This is a genomic window from Bosea vaviloviae, from assembly GCF_001741865.1.
Taxonomy (GTDB): domain Bacteria; phylum Pseudomonadota; class Alphaproteobacteria; order Rhizobiales; family Beijerinckiaceae; genus Allobosea; species Allobosea vaviloviae.
In genome coordinates, this window is record NZ_CP017147.1 from 1,120,816 (window position 1) to 1,140,039 (window position 19,224).

At 66.0% G+C, this 19,224-nt stretch carries 17 protein-coding genes; 12 read left to right on the forward strand and 5 right to left on the reverse strand.

What is annotated here, in order from left to right:
* Positions 1-154: 154 nt before the first annotated feature.
* Positions 155-961, forward strand: a complete 807-nt coding sequence (locus tag BHK69_RS05305; RefSeq protein ID WP_244548403.1) for a WecB/TagA/CpsF family glycosyltransferase — start codon at positions 155-157, stop codon at positions 959-961.
* Positions 958-1,848 (forward strand): DUF6492 family protein, encoded by an 891-nt coding sequence (locus tag BHK69_RS05310; protein WP_069689196.1) that lies wholly within the window; start codon positions 958-960, stop codon positions 1,846-1,848. Before BHK69_RS05305 ends, BHK69_RS05310 begins: the two co-directional genes overlap by 4 nt.
* Here BHK69_RS05310 and BHK69_RS05315 read toward each other — a convergent pair.
* The gene (locus tag BHK69_RS05315) at positions 1,799-3,064 is read right to left on the reverse strand and encodes a lipopolysaccharide biosynthesis protein (protein ID WP_083269129.1); all 1,266 of its coding nucleotides are present in this window, start codon (positions 3,062-3,064) and stop codon (positions 1,799-1,801) included. The two genes, BHK69_RS05310 and BHK69_RS05315, sit on opposite strands and share 50 nt — an antisense overlap.
* Before the next feature lie 118 nt (positions 3,065-3,182).
* Between BHK69_RS05315 and BHK69_RS05320 the strand changes: the two genes are divergently transcribed.
* From BHK69_RS05320 to BHK69_RS05330, 3 genes are all read left to right on the forward strand, one after another.
* Positions 3,183-4,268, forward strand: a complete 1,086-nt coding sequence (locus tag BHK69_RS05320; RefSeq protein ID WP_083269130.1) for an endo-1,4-beta-xylanase — start codon at positions 3,183-3,185, stop codon at positions 4,266-4,268.
* 67 nt (positions 4,269-4,335) lie between these two features.
* The gene (locus BHK69_RS05325; RefSeq protein ID WP_148663323.1) at positions 4,336-6,765 is read left to right on the forward strand and encodes an exopolysaccharide transport family protein; all 2,430 of its coding nucleotides are present in this window, start codon (positions 4,336-4,338) and stop codon (positions 6,763-6,765) included.
* Positions 6,765-8,066 carry an O-antigen ligase family protein gene (locus tag BHK69_RS05330; protein ID WP_069689199.1) on the forward strand — a complete coding sequence of 434 codons (1,302 nt, stop codon included), beginning with the start codon at positions 6,765-6,767 and terminating at the stop codon, positions 8,064-8,066. Before BHK69_RS05325 ends, BHK69_RS05330 begins: the two co-directional genes overlap by 1 nt.
* Before the next feature lie 97 nt (positions 8,067-8,163).
* On the opposite strand, the gene BHK69_RS05335 is transcribed toward BHK69_RS05330, so the two are convergent.
* Positions 8,164-9,216: a glycosyltransferase family 2 protein gene (locus tag BHK69_RS05335; RefSeq protein ID WP_083269131.1), complete on the reverse strand. Its 1,053-nt coding sequence runs from the start codon at positions 9,214-9,216 to the stop codon at positions 8,164-8,166.
* A gap of 178 nt (positions 9,217-9,394) precedes the next feature.
* On the opposite strand from BHK69_RS05335, the gene BHK69_RS05340 reads away from it, so the two are divergent.
* Positions 9,395-10,591, forward strand: coding sequence for a glycosyltransferase (locus BHK69_RS05340; RefSeq protein WP_069689200.1), 1,197 nt, complete (start codon positions 9,395-9,397; stop codon positions 10,589-10,591).
* 58 nt (positions 10,592-10,649) lie between these two features.
* On the opposite strand, the gene BHK69_RS05345 is transcribed toward BHK69_RS05340, so the two are convergent.
* Positions 10,650-11,696, reverse strand: coding sequence for an AbrB family transcriptional regulator (locus tag BHK69_RS05345; RefSeq protein ID WP_244548404.1), 1,047 nt, complete (start codon positions 11,694-11,696; stop codon positions 10,650-10,652).
* Positions 11,697-12,049: 353 nt separating this feature from the next.
* Here BHK69_RS05345 and BHK69_RS05350 point away from each other — a divergent pair, with 353 nt between their 5' ends.
* From BHK69_RS05350 to BHK69_RS05360, 3 genes are all read left to right on the forward strand, one after another.
* Positions 12,050-13,135, forward strand: coding sequence for a DMT family transporter (locus tag BHK69_RS05350; RefSeq protein ID WP_158516158.1), 1,086 nt, complete (start codon positions 12,050-12,052; stop codon positions 13,133-13,135).
* 29 nt (positions 13,136-13,164) lie between these two features.
* The gene (locus BHK69_RS05355) at positions 13,165-14,100 is read left to right on the forward strand and encodes an acetamidase/formamidase family protein (RefSeq protein ID WP_069689202.1); all 936 of its coding nucleotides are present in this window, start codon (positions 13,165-13,167) and stop codon (positions 14,098-14,100) included.
* 166 nt (positions 14,101-14,266) lie between these two features.
* Positions 14,267-14,800: a winged helix-turn-helix transcriptional regulator gene (locus BHK69_RS05360; RefSeq protein ID WP_069689203.1), complete on the forward strand. Its 534-nt coding sequence runs from the start codon at positions 14,267-14,269 to the stop codon at positions 14,798-14,800.
* A 554-nt stretch (positions 14,801-15,354) separates the two neighbouring features.
* Here the strand turns inward: BHK69_RS05360 and BHK69_RS05370 are convergent.
* A complete protein-coding gene (locus tag BHK69_RS05370; RefSeq protein WP_069689205.1) occupies positions 15,355-16,026 on the reverse strand; it encodes a glutathione S-transferase family protein in 672 nt (223 codons plus the stop codon).
* 177 nt (positions 16,027-16,203) lie between these two features.
* On the opposite strand from BHK69_RS05370, the gene BHK69_RS05375 reads away from it, so the two are divergent.
* From BHK69_RS05375 to BHK69_RS33040, 3 genes are all read left to right on the forward strand, one after another.
* Complete coding sequence (locus BHK69_RS05375) at positions 16,204-17,247, forward strand: GMP reductase (protein ID WP_069689206.1); 1,044 nt, start codon at positions 16,204-16,206, stop codon at positions 17,245-17,247.
* Between the two features lie 136 nt (positions 17,248-17,383).
* On the forward strand, positions 17,384-18,397 hold the full coding sequence (gene rsgA, locus BHK69_RS05380; protein ID WP_069689207.1) for a ribosome small subunit-dependent GTPase A: 1,014 nt from the start codon (positions 17,384-17,386) through the stop codon (positions 18,395-18,397).
* A 58-nt stretch (positions 18,398-18,455) separates the two neighbouring features.
* Entirely contained in the window at positions 18,456-18,614 is a 159-nt protein-coding gene (locus BHK69_RS33040; protein WP_244548406.1) for an IMP dehydrogenase, read from the forward strand.
* A 99-nt stretch (positions 18,615-18,713) separates the two neighbouring features.
* Here BHK69_RS33040 and BHK69_RS05385 read toward each other — a convergent pair whose 3' ends face one another.
* On the reverse strand, positions 18,714-19,190 hold the full coding sequence (locus tag BHK69_RS05385; protein WP_148663324.1) for a hypothetical protein: 477 nt from the start codon (positions 19,188-19,190) through the stop codon (positions 18,714-18,716).
* Positions 19,191-19,224 lie beyond the last annotated feature (34 nt).

A 19,224-nucleotide genomic window follows, 5' to 3' on the forward strand; every position in this document is an offset into this window, starting at 1 on the left:
ATCGAAACAGACCTTCGATTTACGGCGCTTTTCGATTAACCCGGTCGCTACAATTGCAGGAAGAAGCCGTTCACCCTTCCGTTGGGTTCAACTTGACCCCTAGCTCCTATCGGCGCTGACGTAAGCTCCAGTTCCATCGAGCAAGCGTGAATCCGTGGTCGCCACCCTATCCCTCAATCTTGCGACCCAAGCGGACGCTCCGGCCAAGCCGGGCTTCGCCACGCGCGATATTGGCGGCATCGGGATCGCGGTGCTGACGCGCCCCGCCGCGCTCGCGGAAGTCGATGACGCGATGGTCAATCAGCGGCATCTCAAGCTCGCCTTCTGCAACGCCAATCTCGTCAACCTGGCGGCACATGACCAGGCGCTGCGCCGCGATCTTGCTGGCTTCCTGGTCCTCGCCGACGGGATCGGCGTCGATCTCGGCGGCTGGCTGCTGCATGGCGCCGGCTTCCCGGCCAATCTCAACGGCACGGACTTTATCCCCGGCTTGCTCGCGACGGGTAAACGGCGTCTGCGCGTCGCCCTGCTCGGCGGGCGCCCCGGAATCGCCGCCCGCGCCTCCGTGCGCCTGTCGCTGCAGTTTCCCGAGCATCGCTTCAGCGTGCTCAGCCATGGCTATTACGCCCCCGAGGAAGAGGGCGCGCTGCTGGCGAAACTGGAGGCCACGCCGCCGGATCTGCTTCTGGTCGCTTTCGGCAATCCGCGGCAGGAACGCTGGATCTCCGGGAGGCTCGGACCGCAGCATTGTTCGGTCGCGGCCGGTGTCGGTGCCCTGTTCGATTTCCTGGCCGGTGAGGTGCCGCGCGCGCCCGAGGCGTTCCGTCAATTGAGGCTGGAATGGCTCTTTCGCCTCTGGCTGGAACCCAGCCGGCTCTGGCGCCGTTACGTGCTCGGCAATCCGGTCTTTGTCCTGCGCATGCTGCGCGCCCGGTTGTTCGAGCGTCGACCCACGCGATGAAACCGAGCTACGCTATCGCCACGCCGAGCTATGCTGGCGACATTGAGCGCTGCCGCCTGCTTTGCGCCAGCATCGACCGCTTCGTCACCGGCCATGCGATGCATTACCTGCTGGTCGAGGACAAGGACGTCGCGCTGTTCAAGCCGCTGGCGGGCCCGCGCCGGCAGGTGATCGCCGAATCCGCGCTGCTGCCATCCTGGCTCAAGCCCCGGCCCGATCCGCTCGCGCTCGGCCGGCGGCGGATCTGGACCGGTTTTCGCGCATTGCGGCGCGGCATCCCACCCTTGCGCGGCTGGCACGTCCAGCAATTGCGGAAATTCGCTCTGCCGCTGGTCAGCGGCGAAGACGTGATCCTCTTCGCCGATTCCGACATGCTGTTCCTGCGGCCGTTCGATGTGACGTATCTCGGCGAGGACCAGGCGGTCCGGCTCTATGTGAAGCCCGCCGGCATCACCGCTGCCATGACCGAGCATGTCGCCTGGTGCGAGATGGCGGCGCGGCTGCTCGGATTGCCCCGGCCGACCATGCCCAGCCCCGACTACATCAATAATCTGGTGAGTTGGCGCCGCGACAATGTCCGGGCGCTGCTGACGCGTATCGAGCAGATCAGCGGACGCGACTGGGTCAGCGCGATCGCCTCCCAGCGGCAATTCTCCGAATACATGATCTACGGCTACTTCGTGGAGCGCGTGCTCGGCCTCGAGGCTGCCGGCCACACCCCGGACGGCTTTGAACTCTGCAAGGTCTATTGGGGCGGCGATGCCGGCGGGCTGGCGAGCCTGCGCTCCTTCGAGGATGTCCTCGACGAGGGCCAGGTTGCGGTCGGCGTGCAATCCTTCATCGGCCAGCCGGTCGAGCGATTGAAGGCGCTGTTCGAGGCGCAGTAGCCAGCAGCCGGTAGGTCACAGCCGCCGACAGGATGTAGACCAGCCCGAAGACGGCGTTGAGCCAGAGCGCCCAGGCGTCGCCGGCGGAAAAGCGCGTCATCACCCAGGAGACCAGCGCGGCTTTCAGCGCCGTCACGGCGCACAGCAGCATGATGCGTGAGCCGGTGCGCTCCCGGGCATAGAGCAATTCGGCGTGATATTCGACGAGATTGCGGAAGGCGGGCACCAGCAGCATCGGCAGGAAGAGATAGGCGGCCTCCGAGACGTTACGGCCGAGCGCCCCGGGAAACGGCTTCAGCAGCAGGATGATGGCGGCGAGACCCGCGACCGAGATCAGCGCGATGCCGAACTCGATCAGCGCCCGCTGCCCGAGCCCGCCACCAAGGCCGCGCTCCTGCATGATCTTCTGCACCAGCATCTGGTTGAAGCTGCGTACCGGCATCGCGGTCAGATCGATGACGCGCATCGCGATGGCGTAGAGCCCGGCCGTGCGCTCCCCGGCGAGCGCCAGCACCAGGAGCTTGTCCAGCTCGGCCTGGACATAGAAGACGATGTCGGCGGCACTGGCGTAGAGCGCGTCGGCCATGCGGCGCGGATAAAGTCGATGCGCGAGGCGCCAGCGCAGTTTCGGCAGGAAGAATGCGAGCGCGAGCAGCGCCGTCGCCAGCGTCACGGCGAGATAGGCCCAGGCCCAGACGGTGAGGCTGGCATGGCCGTAAAGATAGAACAGGATGGCGGCCAGCGTCCGCAGCGACGAGCCGATGATGACGAGCAGCGCCGCCTCGCGGAAACGCCGCAGCCCGTTATTGACGATGGCGACGACCTCGACCAGTCGCCAGCCGACGATCTCGGCCCCGATGATCAGGGCGAAGGGCAGGAGCGCGAGCCGGTCGGCGAACAGGGCCGCGTAGACGCCCGCCGCAGCCAGCATGATGACCGGGACGGAGAGGCAGGCAAGCCCGGCGAAGCCGGCGAGATAGGCCCCGAGCAATCGCGGCTTGACGGTGGCGACGCGATAGACCGGCGAGACGAAACCGAAGGCCAGCAAGCGCGACAGGATCAGGCCGCTGGCGGAGGCGGTCGCGAACAAACCGAATTCGCCGAGAGTCAACGTATTCGCAACGATGAGGAAGTAGACAAGGGAGATGACGAGCCGACCTGCCGAGCCGCTCAGGATCGTGAGGTAGGTCAAGATGGTGGAGCGGTCAGGCGACATGGAACCCATTGAAGCAGCGATGGCTGGCTCGGCTCGTGCCTGCGCTTTGCCGAATTGCCCGTCTTCCTTAGCCGAGAGGCGTTGAGCGACCCTAAACGAAACGGAACTGTACCGCGCGATGAACGAGCCCGCCCCGCCCCGATATGACGCGCCTTTGACGCGGCGCGACGCGCTGCTCGCTGGCGCCGGGCTGGTTGCGGCCGGGCTCACGGCTTCGCGCGCCGCGGCGCAGCGCGCGCCAATTCCGTTCGGCTCGGCGGCGCAGATCGAGACCTTTCGCGAGGACCCGCTCTATCGCGAGGCGCTGAAGCGCTATTGCGACGTGATCGTGCCGATGAACGACCTGAAATGGGAGGCCCTGCGGCACGACCGGTCGAAGTTCGACTTCTCGGGCGCCGACGAGCTCATCGCCTTCGCCGAGCGCAACGGCCAGGCCGTGCGCGGCCATGCCCTGCTCTGGGGCGAAGCCTTGCCGCCCTGGGCCAAGGCGATGACCAGCCGCACTGAGGCAGAACGCGAACTGATCCGCCATATCGAGGTGGTGGTCGACCGCTATAAGGGCCGGATCGCGACCTGGGATGTGGTCAACGAGGTCATCCGCTTCGACCCACGCCCTGAGCCGATGCGCGACACGATCTGGCAGCGCCTGCTCGGCCCCGAGCATGTCGAGATCGCCTTCCGCACCGCCGCCAGGGTCGATCCCAAGGCGCGGCTCGTGCTGAACGACTTCGCCTTCGAGGAACCAAGCCCGCTGATCGCCGCGCGCCGGCAGACGGCGCTCGATCTCGTCCGCAAGCTGCAGGATAAAAACATCCCGATCCACGGCGTCGGCATGCAGGCGCATCTCTATGCCGAGAACCCGATCGACACCCACGGCGTGCAGCTCTTCGTCGAGGCGCTCGGTAAGCTCGCGGTCGATGTCGAGATCACCGAGCTCGACGTGATCGACTGGAAGCTGCCGGCCGACATCGCGACGCGCGACCGCGCCGCCGCCAGTCTGGTCTCGACCTATCTCAACGCCGTCACCACGGCCCGTCCACCCAAGGCGATCGTGACCTGGGGGCTATGCGACCGCTATTCCTGGATTCACGAGACTTTTCCGCGGCGAGACACGGCGAAGGCGCGGCCCTTGCCGCTGGACGCCGATTACAAGCCGAAACTGATGATGAACGTGCTCAACCGCTATCGACGGAGTGCCGGTTGATGCCTGGCCGGATGCATGCCTGCGGAGCGGCGATCAGCGCCGTCGACGCTCTGGCAGGAACGACAGAGTGAAGCGTGGTATAATGTTCACCACCACCGAAACGGCAGCGGAAGAGCCGGCCGAAAAGCGGCAGGAGCGCCGCAAGCAGGCACATGCCCCGGCTGCAGTTGCGCCCGACGCGCTTGCGCGCCTGACCGATCCAGCCTGGCTCGCCGCCACGCTCTGGAACCGCAAGGGGCTGATCATCCTGTCGGCGCTGCTGGGCCTGGTTCTCGCGGGGCTGGCGAGCCTGCTGCTGCCGCCGAAATACATCTCGACGGCGCAGCTCTTCATCGACCCGCGCGACCTGCGCGTGCTCCAGAACGAGGTCTCGCCGAACGCCGTCAGCGGGGACCCGACCTCGATCACCGGCTATCTCGAAAGCCAGGCGCGCGTCATCGCCTCCGACAGCATCAAATCGCGCGTCGTCGAGAGCGAAGGGCTCGACAAGGATCCCGAATTCGGCGGAGAGGCCAGCAAGTCCGGGCTGATGCGCATCCTGTCCGAGTTTCTGCCGAGCAGTGGCGCGCCGGCGCATGAAGGCATGCTCTACGCGCTGGCGGCGCTCGACAAGAGCGTTGCCGTCCGGCGCGGTGAGCGCACCTTCGTCATCGACATCTCCGTGACGTCCAAGGAGGCCGCGAAGGCCGCGCGCATCGCCAATGCGTTGGCCAACGCCTATCTCGACGACCAGGCCTCGGTCAGGGCCGATGCCGCGCAGCGCGCCACCGGCGCCCTCACCGGTCGCCTGGAGGAATTGCGCAACCGCCTGCGCAGCGCCGAGGACAAGGCGGAGAAATACAAGGAAGCCAACAACATCGTTGGCTTCGGCGGCAAATCGATGACCGAGGAGCAGCTCGCGCTGAACAACGCCCAGCTTGTGGCGCTGCGCACGCGGGCGACCGAGGCCAAGGCGAAATACGACCAGACGCTGGCGACACGCGCCGCCAGCATCGAGGCTGGCGCGGTGCCCGAGGCTGTCGCCTCCAACACCATGACGGCGTTGCGCTCGCAGCTCGGCGCGGCGCTGAACAAGGAGGCGGATCTGCTCGCCTCCTTGGGCGCGCGCCACCCGGCGCTCGCCTCGGCGCAGGCGCAGGTGCGCGACGCGCGCCGGCAGATCGCAGAGGAGCTCGCCCGCATCGGCCGCGCCGCCAAGGTCGAGTACGATCGCGCCGTCGAAGCCGAGCGCCAGATCTCCCGGCGCGTCGACCAACTGACCAAGACGCAATATGCCGCGAGCCGCGCCTCGGTCGAGCTGCGCGAGCTCGAGCGCGAGGTCGAATCCTCTCGCGTCGTCTACGACGCCTTTCTGCGGCGCGCGCGCGAAACCGGCGAGCTCGCCGGCATCGACACCACCAATGCCCGCATCATCAGCCAGGCCATGCCACCGCTGGAGAAGAGCGGCATCACGCGGCGGACCATCGCGATGCTCGGCGGCATCGGCGGTGGCGGCGTGGGCGCCATGCTCGCGATCGGACTGGCTCTGATGGCCAGCGGCCCGCTTCCGGCTCCCGCCGCGCAGCCTGCGGCCGGGTTCAGCTTCTGGCGGCGCCGGACGCGCACGCCAGCGCAGGCAGAGCCGGACGCGCCTGCCATCGAAGCGAGCCCGCCCGAAGATCTCGCTCCCGCTCCTGTTCCGGACAAAGCTCCGACCGCGCCAGACGCCCAGCCCGCTGGCGCGAAGACGGGCTGGCGGCGCTTCACCACCATCCAGGGCGGGCAGGCCGAGCGCCTTCCCGAGATCGTCCAGGCAGCAGCCGCTCCCTTGCTCGCCACATTGCCTGCCGTCAGGCATCGGCGCTGGCGGCGCAACGAGGACGAGCCGCGCTCGGTCTTCCAGTCCAAGGCGCATCTCGTCGATGTGCTCGACAAGCCCAACGCCGCCTTTGCCAAGGCGATCAGGACAACCAGGATGGCACTGGCCAAGGAGGGTGCCCCCAGCGCCAGGCGCCGCGTCCTGGTGCTCGGACTGCGCTCCAATGCCGGCGCCTCGACGCTCGCGCTCAATCTCGCGCTCGACGCGGCGCAGGAGGGTCTGCCCGCGCTGCTGGTCGATGCCGGCCTCGGCGAGAACAGCCTGACCAAGGTGTTCGCGGCGGACGCGCAAGCCGGCCTTCATGAGATCGCTACGGGGGCGGCCGGCCTCGTGCGTGCGGCCTTGCAGGACGAAGGCACCGGCCTGTTCTTCCTGCCTCGCGTCGGGCGGGTCGATCTCGTCACCCCGGAGCAGATCGGCGACGGCTTCTTCGCCGCGGCGCGACGTTTCGGACCCATCGTGATCGACGGCGCGGCGCTGGGCAGCGACGGCCTGTCGCAAGGCTTCGCGGACGCCGTCGACGACATCATCCTCGTCATCCGCAAGGGCGAGGTCGCCGCCGGCGATCTGGCGCAGGCCAATGACGCGCTTGGCCCCAACGCCGCCAAGATCCGCGGCTTCGTCGTCAACGAGGCTTGATGAGCGCGACCGGCATCGAGGCGCGCGCGACGCCGGCAGCGGCCGGGAGCGAGGCTGGCCAGAATCTGCGCGGCTTCATCTTCGTCGCGGCCTTCCTGCTCGTCTGGATCTCGACCGGCCCGTTCAAGGGCAGCTACGAGGTTCCCAACGAGGACACCGCGAACGTCATCAACCAGCTCAGCTTCTCGCTGATCGCCGTGCTCGGCATCGCCAGCGCCGCCCTGTCGGGCGGCCGGGCGGCGCAGGCCTATCTCAGGCCGAGCTGGATCCTGCTGATCACCTGGATGACGATCGGCGTCATCCAGTCGGCCAATTCCGACGTCTCGATGCGCGCCTTCCGCTTTACGCTGGTGGTGCTGGTGATCGCCGGTTCGGTCATGCTGCTGCCCCAGGGCCGGCGCCATTTTGCCAGCCTCATCGGCACGGCGTCATTGATCGTGGTGCTGATCTGCTATGCCGGCCTCGTGATCTACCCCGATATCGCCGTCCATTCGGCCGGGGATGCGCTCGAACCCGAGCATGCCGGGGCTTGGCGCGGCCTGTTCGACCACAAGAACATCGCCGGCGCGATGATGGTGGTTTTCGTGCTGATCGGCATCTTCGTGACGACGACATCGCCGCGCCTGGGCTGGGCGCTTGCCGGGCTCGCGACGGTCTTCCTGTTCTTCACCGGCTCCAAGACCTCGATGGGGCTTGGGCCCTTCGTCGTGCTGGTCGGGCTCGCCTGCGCGCGGATCAGGAGCCTGTGGCTGCGCGCGCTGCTGGCGCTCGGCCCGCTCGCTTTGCTGCTCACGGCAACCATCGGCTCCGTGCTGTTCAAGTCGATCGACACCGCCCTGCAGGCGCTCAGCCCCGGCCAGACCTTCACCGGCCGCACCGAGATCTGGAAATTCGCGCTCGACAGGCTCTGGAACCGGCCGATCCTCGGCTATGGCTTCGAGGGCTTCTGGCGCAGCGACTATGTCATGTTCGCCGATATCGGCGAAGGCGAGACCGGCATCGCCCAGGGCATGGTCCATGGCCATAGTGGCTATGTCGACCTCGCCATCGGGCTCGGCGTTCCCGGGCTGATGCTCGGCCTGATCGTGCTGATCCTGCTGCCGCTGCGCGACCATCACCGCGTCCTGCCCACGCCGGAGAACAAGGCGCTGGCCGAGCTCTTCTTCCGGATCTGGCTGTTCTGCGTCTATTCGGCCTGCCTGGAGAGCTTCTTCTTCCGCCGCGCCGACCCGGTCTGGTTCGCGCTCCTGGTCTCTGTGATCGGCTTGCGATTGACCTCGAGATACCGGGTCACGCCCTAGAGCAATCTCCGATCCGACTGGATCGTTCATTGCTCTAGATCATTGTTTTAACGCGTTTTCTTCACGCGAACCGGTGTCCACTTCGCTCGAAAACGCTCTAGTTCTTCTCCGGCTTGCGATACTGCTCGTTGGCGACGCCGAATTCCGACATCAATCGGCCCAGCGCCACCTGCGCGTGATAAAGCCCGATCAGGATGGAATGCGTGCGCAGGGCCAAAGCGAGCCCGCGAAAGGGCGAGACGGCCAGCAATGTCAGCGATTTCGCCAGGACCTTGAGCCGGCCTGCCAGGCCGGGCTGCTGGCGCCGCGCGATCTGCGCCGAGAGCGCGCCATTGCGGAAAGCGCGCGCCGCGATCCAGCCGGTTTCGCTGCGCCTCGCCGGCATGGTCTCGACTTGAGCCGCCTCCTGCACCCACCAGAAGCGGAAGCCCGCCGCCTTGGCGCGCGAGAAGAAATCGCTGTCGCCGCCGCCGGTGAAATCGAAGCTCTCGTCGAAGAAGGGGAAACCCAGCCGCTCCAGCACCTGCCGCCGGATCAGGTAGTTGGCGCTGGAATAGAGGATCGGGATCGGGCCGGTCGCGGCATAATGCGAGCGAAACACCGGGTGCGCCTTCAGCCAGGCGCGCGAGGCATCCTCGAAAACCGGCGTGACCGAGCCGCCGAAGAGCTCGGCCGGAGCCGTCTCCGCCGCGCGCAGGAAGGCGCCGAGCCAGCCGGGCTCGGCCTGCTCGTCGTCATCGATGCCGAGCAGCTGCTCGAGCGCCGGAAACCGCGTCAGGGCGCAGCGCCAGGCGGCGTTATAGGCCTTGCAGTTGCCCTGGCGCGGCTCGACGATGACGAGACCCTTGAACAGGCCGGCTTCCAGCAGCGCCTTGGCGCGGGTGGCGCCGGCACGCTCGACGCCTTCGTTCTCGACGATGATGATTGCGAAGTCATGCCCGCCCTGCTGCGCGGCCAACGAGCGCAAGGTCGCCTCCAGCATGTCGGGCCGCTTGAAGGTCGGCACGCAGACGACGCTTTCGACGCCGCGCAAGGCCTCCTCCGGCGAGCGTGCGACGATCGTGAAGGTCTCGGTCGAGTCGAAGCCGGTCACCGCGAGCGGCGCTGCGGCGGCGGCATCGAAGATCGGGTCATTCTCGGTCGGGGCCATGGCGCGCCAGACTGCATCAGGGCGCTTAAGGTTCCGTGTGCGCGATCGTCGCGGAACAGGGGCCAAGTGCCAGAAAGCCAAGCACCAGAAAACATTGACGCTGGCGCTCGGATGGACTTGACCCTGCGATAGGATCTGCGTCTCTCTCGCGGCCTCCACTGCCAAAGGGCCGCCCGTCTTGCGCCTCGCCTTCCTGACCTCGTTGATCCCGGTCGCCCGGCCCGACACCGGTTTCGAGATCGCCAATGCCGCGATCCTCGACGCGCTGCGCGCTGCCGGTCACGAGGTCACGGCCATCGGCTTCCTGCGGCCGGGCGAGGTTCCAGCCGTTCCCGAAGGCGCGGTCGTGATCGACGCCATCGATATCGAGAACGCCGCCGTACCGGCCCGGCGCAAGCTGCAATGGATACTGGCCGCCCTGGCGAAGGGTCTGCCGGTTGCTTGCGCGAAGCTGCGATTGGCCGGCGAGGGCCGCTTGATCGAAGCGGTGCGGGCGCATGGACCGTTCGATGCGCTCATCCTGAATTCGGTGATGCTGCCGGGCGCCTTCCCGGAATTGCTCAGCCTGGGCCCTTGCGTGCTGGTCGAGCATAATATCGAGCATGTCTCGGCGCGGCAGAGCGCGGCGCACAGCGCCAATCCGCTGCTGCGCCGGCTCTTCGCCCGCGAAGCAAGGCTGCTGGAGCGCATCGAGCGCCGGCTCTGGGACGAGGCGCGCTTCGTCTGGACGCTGGCCGAGGCGGATCGCGCCGCGCTCGGCCCGGCATATCAGGCGAAGTCGGCGGCGCTGCCGCTGGTCTCGTGCCCCGCCCGCAACGCTGCCGCTGAGACGGCGGAACCCGCGCCCGCCTATGATATCGGCCTGATCGGAACCTGGACCTGGGCGCCGAATTTCATCGGCCTCGACTGGTTCCTGCGCGAGATCTGCCCGCTGCTGCCATCCGACATCACGGTCGCTGTCGCCGGCCGGCTGTCAAGCGAGATGCCGGACCTGCCGCCGCAGGTAACACTTGTCGGTAGGGTGCCCGATGCCGACGAGTTCCTGCGTTCCTGCCGGATCGTGGCGCTGTCGAGCCGCGCCGGCACCGGCGTACAATTGAAGACGATCGAGGCGATGCAGCTCGGCCTGCCCGCTGTGGCGACGACGTTGTCCTGCCGGGGCTTTTCGGAGATGCCGGCGAATTTCAGCATCGCCGATACGCCTCAGGCCTTCGCGCAGGCGCTGATTGCGCGCCTTGGCACCATCCGTGCCGGCGACCGGCAGCGCCTGGACGGGGCCGCCTTCATGACCGGCCAACGCGCGGCGCTGGCCGCCGGGCTGGCGCAGGGGCTTGCCGCCGCGAATGGCGAATGGCGAGTGGCGAATGGCGAGTAAAGGGACGGGCGCGGTATCCGCAGCCAATCTCTATTCGCCACTCGCTAATCTCCATTCGCTATTCGCCATTCGCCACTCGCCCAACAGCCGTTTTTGGCTTGCCGATGATGACGCCGAAGAGCGGGCCGGCGCAGACCATCACCAGGAAGACGCGGATGATGTGGTGGGCCGCCACGAAGGCGACCTCGGTGTGCAGCGCCAGCGCGATCAGGCTCATCTCGGCGAGGCCGCCCGGCGAATAGGCCAGGATCAACGGCACATGGCCGTGGACCGAGACCAGCGCGACCAGCCAGGCGAAGCTCAAGGTCAACACCAGCAGGAGCACCGTCGAGCCGACCGAGAGCATGAGCACGCGCAGGATGATGCGCGGCGGCGTGCCGACGAAACGGCAGCCGATGGTGACGCCGAGCACGAGCTGCGCGCCATTGACGATCTCGAAAGGCGGAACCGCGTTGCTCAGCCCCGCCAGATGCACTGCGGCGCTGACCAGCATCGGCCCGAGCAGGAATTTCGCTGGCAGCCTCAGCCAATGCCCGACGACGATGCCGGCCAGCCCGCAGGCCAGCAAGCTGGCCTCGGCGAGAAGCGGCGTCTGCTGGAATGACGGCCCGGCAACCCGCGTGCCGCCGAGCGGAACGCCGCCGATCCACTGCACGATGAAGGGCAGCGTCATCACCACCAGCAGGATGCGGGCGGAATGGATCAGCGCGATGATGCGGGCATCGCCGCCCTTTTCCTCGCCGACCGTGACCATCTCGACCAGGCCGCCCGGCATGCCGGCGAAGAAGGCGGTGACCGGGTCGAACCCCGCGAATTTGCGGAAATAGCCGACGCAGGCGAAACCGCAGGCGCACATGAACAGGACGAGGCCGGCGATGGTCGGCAGCCAGTTGGGGATCTGGCCGATCACCTCCGGCTTGAAGCCGGCGCCGAGCATGACGCCGATCACCATCGTCATCGGCGGGCGGATCACCGCCGGCGCGGCGACGGGCAGGCGCAGCAGCGCCGCGATCGTGCAGACCACCATCGAGCCCAGCATCCAGGGCAACGGCAACCGCCCCTGCACGAAGAGCCAGCCGCCGACACCGCCAAGGACCAACGCCAACGTAAAACGCCGATAAGGGAAACGCCCCGGCGCGAGCGCACGAAGGCCCCCCGACAGACTCGACAGCAGATCCCTCATACGTCCGACTTGAATCCCGGCAAGACTTGAACTCCGGCAAGCGTGATGCAGGCACAGGCCCACGGAAGATTGAGGCCTCCTACACGCCTTTGCATGGGCGCAACAGACCGGGGCTGGAATGCCGCCCTTGCCGCCGGCACGCATCGGTCGGCTCGCCCTACACAACCCAGGCATGTGTCCGGGCCTCTGGCGGAAGATGCCCGTTTCATCAATGGTTTCGCATCGGGGATGGAAACGAGCCGCGCGCTAAAAATGCGCGGCCGATGGTTCGGGCGATGAGCGAAGAGCGACTAACCGGGCGGCAGGGCCGTTCGGGTTTCGATGACGACGCCGTTGACGCCTCGTTCCGTCCGTTGCATGCCGACGAGCCGCCGCCTCCGGAGGCCGTTCCGCCCATCGTCCTCAGCTCGATATCCGAAATCGCGGCGCCCGCGCCGCGTGGCTGGATCGCGCGGCTGCGATATGACGTCGCCAGTCGCTGGCTCACTGCGAGCCCCAATCTGCGCGGCTCGGTCTACATGCTGTCGTCGCTCCTGGTTTACGCCGTCATGGTCGGCGCGATGAAGCATGTCGGGACCGCGATCCCGCTGATCGAGATCCTGATGATCCGCCAGATCATCATGAGCCTCGTCATCGTCGCGATCGCGGGCTCGGCGCTGCCGCTGCTGATGCGAACGACACGCCCGGGGCTTCAGGTCACGCGCGGCCTCATCACGCTCGTCTCGATGCTGTGCGGCTTCTCGGCAGTCATCCATATTCCGCTGGCACAGGCGACCGCGATCGGCTTCAGCCAGGTCTTCTTCGTCACCATCGCTGCCGTGCTCGTGCTGAAGGAAAAGGTGGATTCGCGGCGCTGGACCGCCACCATCATCGGCTTCGCTGGCGTGATGATCATGCTCGATCCTTCCGCGAACGGGCTCAACATCTATGCCTTGGCCTCTGTCGCCGGCGCGCTGTTCGGCGCCGGCGTCACCGTCAGTGTGCGCATGCTGGCGGCGACCGAGCGCACCGAGACCATCCTGCTCTATCAGGGCGTCGTGCTGATGGCGGTGCTCGCTGTGCCGTGCTGGTGGTTCTGGATACAGCCGAGCCCGGAGCAATGGTTCTGGCTCGTCGTGCTCAGCCTGTTCGGCACTGCGGGACAATGGCTGCTCACGCGGGCCTATCAGGTCGGCGAGGCGGCCGCGCTCGCGCCGCTCGACTTCACCCGGCTGATCTTGTCCTGCTTCACCGGCTTCGTGTTCTTCGCCGAAATCCCGGCATTGACCACCGGGATCGGCGCCGCCATCGTCATCGGCGCAACGCTCTACACCATCCGCAAGAATGCCCGGCCGGTAATCGCTCCCAGCCCGGGCCCTTGACCTGAAACCTCCCCTTGGAAAGGCCGCCCGTGACCCATCACCTGCTCGAGGCCGGCCTTTCGACCTGCCATTGGGGCTTCTTCGACGCCGCGCTCAAGCCTGTGCTGACGATTGCGAGTGGCGACAGCGTCACGATCCGCACCGTCACCGGTCCGGCCGAGGCGCAGCCGAAATCCGGCTTCCATGTGCTGCCCGAGATCCACGAAATCCATGCCAAGGCCGACCGTTCGGTGCCCGGCCATATCCTGACCGGCCCGGTCGCGGTGAAGGGCGCCAAGCCCGGCCAGGTGCTGGAGGTGCGCATCCGCGAGGTGACGCTGCGTACCGACTGGGGCTACACCATGATCAAGCCGCTCGCGGGCACGCTGCCCGACGAGTTCGACACGCATAAATTGATCCATATCGGGCTCGATGCGAAAACCAATCTGGCGCATCTGCCCTGGGGCATGGAGCTGCCGCTGGCGCCCTTCTTCGGCGTGATGGGCACGGCGCCTCCAGCGCATTGGGGCCGGTTGACCTCGCTCATACCGCGCGCCTTCGGCGGCAATCTCGACAATAAGGAGCTGGTCGCGGGCTCGACGCTCTATCTGCCGGTTTTCGTCGAGGGCGGGCTGTTCTCCTGCGGCGACGGCCATGGCGCGCAGGGCGATGGCGAGGTCTGCGTCACCGCGATCGAGACCGCGCTTGAAGGCACCTTCGAATTCATCCTGCGCGAGGACCTGTCCTTCGCGACGCCCAGGGCGGAGACGCCGACCCACCACATCACCATGGGCATCGATCCCGACCTGGACATCTGCGCCCAGAAGGCGCTGCGCGAGATGATCGCGCTGATCGTCGGGCGGACGAAACTTGCGCGCGAGGAGGCCTATATGCTGTGCAGCCTCGCCGCCGATCTGCGCGTGACCCAGACGGTCAACGGCTCCAAGGGCGTGCATTGCATGCTGGCCAAGAACTTGGTGGCGTGAGCTTGGTGGCGTGAGCCTGGTCGCCTTATCGGAGAGGGCGAGCGGGAGCCGCCTGGTCCATGGCCTCCCCCCGAGAACGTCAGCTGCAAATGCTATCGGTTGCCTTCCGGCGTGACCGATACGATATTGCAAGCAGTTTCCTCTCGCTTCATTCCGGAGATATCTCGTGAGCGACGCCCCGCGATCAGGCTGTCCGATCAACCTCACGCTCGAGGTGGTCGGCGACGCCTGGAGCCTGCTCGTGCTGCGCGACATGATGTTCGGCAATCGCCGGCATTTCCGCGAATTGCTGCTGCAATCGGAGGAGGGCATCTCCTCCAATATCCTGGCCGACCGATTGAAGACCTTGCTGGAGCAAGGCATCCTGACGCGGGCCGACGACGTCACGCATAAGCAGAAGCTGACCTACAGCCTGACCGAAAAGGGCATCCAATTGCTGCCGGTGCTGGCGCAGATGTCGGGCTGGGGGTTGAAATTCCTGCCGGTGAGCGAGGAGCTCTCGATCCGCGCGGAATTGCTCGCGCAAGGCGGACCGGCGCTCTGGGAGGAGTTCATGGACGAATTGCGCGAGAGCCATCTCGGCACCATCAATCCGGCGCGCACGCAACCCGGCTGGATCAGCGTCGGATCGCGGCTGCGGGCGGCCTATGAGGCGGTCCTGGCGCGCAAGGCGACCGAGGCGCAACGCGCCGCAGGCTGAGAGGCGGTTTGGGAACCTCCTGAGTCATCATCCACACCGTCATTCCGGGGCACGCCGAAGGCGTGATCTCGGAAACCATAAGCCCCCGCGACGTCATGCTCGGGCTTGACCCCCGATTGTCCGCTTCGCCGCGAGCGCCCGATCGAAAAGCTCCGTTCATCGCAGGCATTCCAGCGGGCGGTGACGAATGAGACAGGCGCGGGGAACCCCTCTCCCGGATGGGAGAGGGGCAGGGGTGAGGGTGTGCCCTTTCAGTAGAAGGCGTTGCGGCTCCGTTGCGCCTCAATAACGAGCGGCGGGCCCTCATCCCTGCCCTTCTCCCACACGGGAGAAGGGTTCCCCGCGCCCTTCATCCGGCACTTCGCGTCACCTTCGCCCGTGAGGGGAGAGTCGTGCATGATCTGCTCAGGGGCCAAACCCCCAACCGGACAGCAGTGGGTCAAGCCCGACCATCTCGTAAAGCAGAGAGCTCTGGTCATGAGATTCTTGGGGTGCAAGCCCGAGAATGACGCATCTCCGATGGATCCCGGAGCATCCTCTAAGACCTCGAAAGCTTAGTCCCGGGCCTGCGGGAACATCGCCAGATAGGGCTGCGCTTCCGCCAGCACGCGGGCATAGGATGGCCGGGCGCGCAGGCGCTCGACATAGGCTGATGTGACCGGGTAGTCCGCCCCGAAGGGCATGACCTTGTCGGCATAGAACAGGGCAGGCGCCGCCGCACAATCGGCCATCGAGAATGCCGCGCCGGCAGCCCAGCGTCGGTCCACTAACGCCGTCTCCAGCATGCCGCAGGCCGTCTTCAGGCGCCCGCGCGCATGCGCCACGCCCGCAGGATCGTGCTGGCCGTCAGGCCGAAGGCGATCGCCGACGATCTTCTGCACGGGTTCATTGACGTTGAGGTCGAAGAAGCGGTCCCAGTGGCGCACCTCCAATGCGGCCGCAGGTTCATGCGGAATGAAGGGCGAAGCGCCGGGATAATTCCGGCCTGGATAATTCTGATCGAGAAATTCGATGATCAGGCTCGATTCCGGCACGACCCGGCCCTTATCCAAATCCTCCAGCACCGGGAATTTGCCGATCGGCCAAAGCGTAAGGAAGGCGGCGCGCTGGTTGGCGTCCGACAGATCGACGAGCTTCGGCGTGAATGGCGTCCCGCTTTCGTACAAGGCGATCAGTACCTTCTGGCAGAAGCTCGACAGCGGGTGGAAATGCAGCATGAGGGACATCTGGTTTCTCTCCCTGGTCATGTCTTGTTGCCGGCAATCTACCAAACCGATCTCTATCTGCAATCGGTTATTCCGGCGTAGGCCGCCGCATTGCCTGGTGCCCGCGCAAGCGGCTATGAATCCCGGCACGCTCCTCACGACCGCGTGCGCCGTCGCCCTTTTATCGGAGGCCCGACCATGCGCATCGAGAACGATCCAAAACTCGACTTCCGCGACGTGCTGATCAGGCCCAAGCGCTCGACGCTGGGCAGCCGCGCCCATGTCGACGTCAACCGAACTTTCCGTTTCGCCCATACCGGCACGGAATGGAGCGGTTTTCCGCTGATCGCTGCGAATATGGACGTGGTCGGCACCATGGCGATGGCCCGCGCCCTGCTGAAGCATGGCGCCATGGTCGCCCTGCACAAGCATTACGGCGCCGACGAGCTGATCGCCTTCTTCAAGGAGCCCGAATCGGCCAACGCCTTCTATTCGCTGGGCACCACCGCGAGCGACCATGACAAGCTCAAGGCCGTCCATGCGAAGGCGCCGATCAGCAAGATCTGCCTCGATGTCGCCAATGGCTACACCGAGAAATTCGTCGATACGGTCAAGGCGACGCGCGCCGCCTTTCCCGATGCCGCGATCATGGCCGGCAATGTCGTCACCGGCGACATGACGGAAGCGCTGATCCTGGCCGGCGCCGACATCGTCAAGGTCGGCATCGGGCCGGGCTCGGTCTGCACCACGCGCAAGATGACCGGCGTCGGCTATCCGCAGCTTTCGGCCATCATCGAATGCGCCGATGCGGCGCATGGGCTCAAAGGTCTGGTCTGTGGCGATGGCGGCTGCACCGTGCCGGGCGACCTCGCCAAGGCCTATGGCGCCGGCGCCGATTTCGTCATGCTGGGCGGCATGCTCGCCGGCCATGACGAATGCGAGGGCGAGATCCGCTATGAGGAGCGCGATGGCGAGAGCGTCGCCGTCGGCATGACCTTCTACGGCATGTCCTCGGACACGGCGATGAAGCGCTATGCCGGCGGCGTCGCCACTTATCGCGCCTCGGAAGGCAAGACCGTCGAGGTGCCCTATCGCGGCCCGGTCGAAGGCACGATGTCGGAATTGATGGGCGGGGTGCGCTCGGCGATGACCTATATCGGCGCGGTCAGGCTGAAGGAAATGCCCAAGCGCACCACCTTCATCATGGTAGGCAGCCAATTGAACACGGTGTTCGGGGGGTGAGGGTGCGGCCAGGGCGCGATCTGCTCGATCGGCGCCACGGATTACGCTCACTTTCCGTCTTCCGGCGCTTGCAAGCCGGCCCAAACCCCGCTCTATCGTCGCCCATGACGAGGACGCCGAGCGGTGGGGCGATACTGTGACGCAAGGCGACACTGCCTCCGCACCATTGTCACTTGCGGCGTTGGGCTGGACGGATTTCTTTGCAGATCAATGCGAACCGGATGACGCCTGCCTCCAGCCAGCGCGCATCGACACTGTGCATCGCGCCCGCATGAGCGCAATCACACCCGATGGGCCGATCAGGCTCAAGCTGCCGGTCCATACCAATACGGGCGACTTCACGGTGGGCGACTGGGTTCTGGTGGAGCCCGGCACGCATCTGCTACGGCGCCGGCTGGAGCGCGCGACGGTATTGGCGCGGCGCACCGAGGGCAGCATGACGCCGCAGCTTGCCGGGGCCAATATCGACACGCTGTTCATCGTCACCTCCTGCAATGCTGATTTCAACGTCGCGCGCCTGGAGCGCTATCTTGCGCTGGCCAATGAGAGCGGAGCCGATCCCGTCATCCTGCTGACCAAGGCCGATCTCGTGCCGGACGTGCAGCCCTATCTCGACCAGGCCGCCGCCCTGCAACGCGGGCTGGCTGTTGCAACCGTCAATCCACGCAGCCCTGACGCAGCGGCTGCGCTCGCGCCCTGGTGTGGCGAGGGCCGCACCCTCGCGCTGGTCGGTTCGTCCGGCGTCGGCAAATCGACGCTTGTGAACGCGCTTGCCGGCCTCATCGAGGGCGAACCGCAGCAGACCGGCGATATCCGCGCCCACGACGCCAAGGGGCGCCACACCACGACGTCGCGCTCGCTGCATGCGATTGCCGGCGGCGGCTGGGTAATCGACACGCCGGGCATGCGCACGCTCCATGTCAGCGATGCGGCGTCTGGTCTCGAAACGCTGTTCGCCGAGATCACGGAACTAAGCCCGCTCTGCCGCTTCCGCGACTGCACTCATGAGCACGAACCCGGCTGCGCGGTTCAGGAGGCCGTGGCCAAGGGCGCGATCGACCCCGAGCGTCTGGCACGCTGGCGCAAGCTCGACCTGGAGAACAGGGCAAAGACGCCGGAGGTGAAGGGGCCGAGGGGGAAGCGGCGGTAGGCGGCGTCGCCAAATACCGCGCCTCCAAGGCAAGACCGTCGAGGGCAAGACCGTCGAGGTGCCCTATCGCGGGCCGGTCGAAGCCACGATGTCGGAATTGATGGGCGGGGTGCGCTCGGTGATGACCTATATCGGCGCGGTCCACCTCAAGGAGGTGCCCAAGCGCACCACCTTCATCATGGTCGGCAGCCAGCTGAACACGGTGTTCGGAAGCTGAGAGACCGATTGTAAAGGTGAGCCCTCATCCTGAGGAGCGGGCCCGGCGCGGCCTGATTAAAGGGTCCGCTCTCGACCCATATCGGACCCTCCGCTGGTGTCACGACAACGCTGAAAGCAGTCGTTTAGCGGCGACGGGGCGATAGAATTCCAGAAATCTTTGCGTATTCCAGTAGCAACTGGATCCTTCAATGGCGGTAGCATGCCAAATTTCTCGACTCTTGTGCCCCGTGTATAGCGCGGTGTGAAGCGAAATCACGTAGTCATCACTTGAGCTAAAGGTAGCTCGTCCGCAGTTAATCTCCACACCGCGGCCGTCTTTCAAACGTTCAGCAAAGATAACGTCGCCGTTGTTCAAACGCTCGAAATCGAACTGCTGGTCTACATCGATAACGAAGATGCCTGTTTGGTTAAATATCTCAGGGCACAACACACGATCCGGCTCAAGAAATTCTCCTCTCATAGAGAAAAGATACAGTTGAACCGCTCGGCGGCAGTTGCCCTCGTCCCATTCGCCTGCAAGCTCGTCGGCAGAACCAAGTGGGCCCGCATCGAACCGATAGTCAAACTTCTTCATCATCGGCTCCCGATCTCCATTGCGCTCAGATCGT

Coding starts and splice junctions, on each gene's coding strand:
- BHK69_RS05310 (WP_069689196.1), top strand. CDS start 958: ATGAAACCGAGCTACGCTATCGCCACGCCGAGCTATGCTGGCGACATT.
- BHK69_RS05315 (WP_083269129.1), bottom strand. CDS start 3,064: ATGTCGCCTGACCGCTCCACCATCTTGACCTACCTCACGATCCTGAGC.
- BHK69_RS05320 (WP_083269130.1), top strand. CDS start 3,183: ATGAACGAGCCCGCCCCGCCCCGATATGACGCGCCTTTGACGCGGCGC.
- BHK69_RS05330 (WP_069689199.1), top strand. CDS start 6,765: ATGAGCGCGACCGGCATCGAGGCGCGCGCGACGCCGGCAGCGGCCGGG.
- BHK69_RS05335 (WP_083269131.1), bottom strand. CDS start 9,216: ATGGCCCCGACCGAGAATGACCCGATCTTCGATGCCGCCGCCGCAGCG.
- BHK69_RS05350 (WP_158516158.1), top strand. CDS start 12,050: ATGAGCGAAGAGCGACTAACCGGGCGGCAGGGCCGTTCGGGTTTCGAT.
- BHK69_RS05370 (WP_069689205.1), bottom strand. CDS start 16,026: ATGTCCCTCATGCTGCATTTCCACCCGCTGTCGAGCTTCTGCCAGAAG.
- BHK69_RS05375 (WP_069689206.1), top strand. CDS start 16,204: ATGCGCATCGAGAACGATCCAAAACTCGACTTCCGCGACGTGCTGATC.
- BHK69_RS05385 (WP_148663324.1), bottom strand. CDS start 19,190: ATGAAGAAGTTTGACTATCGGTTCGATGCGGGCCCACTTGGTTCTGCC.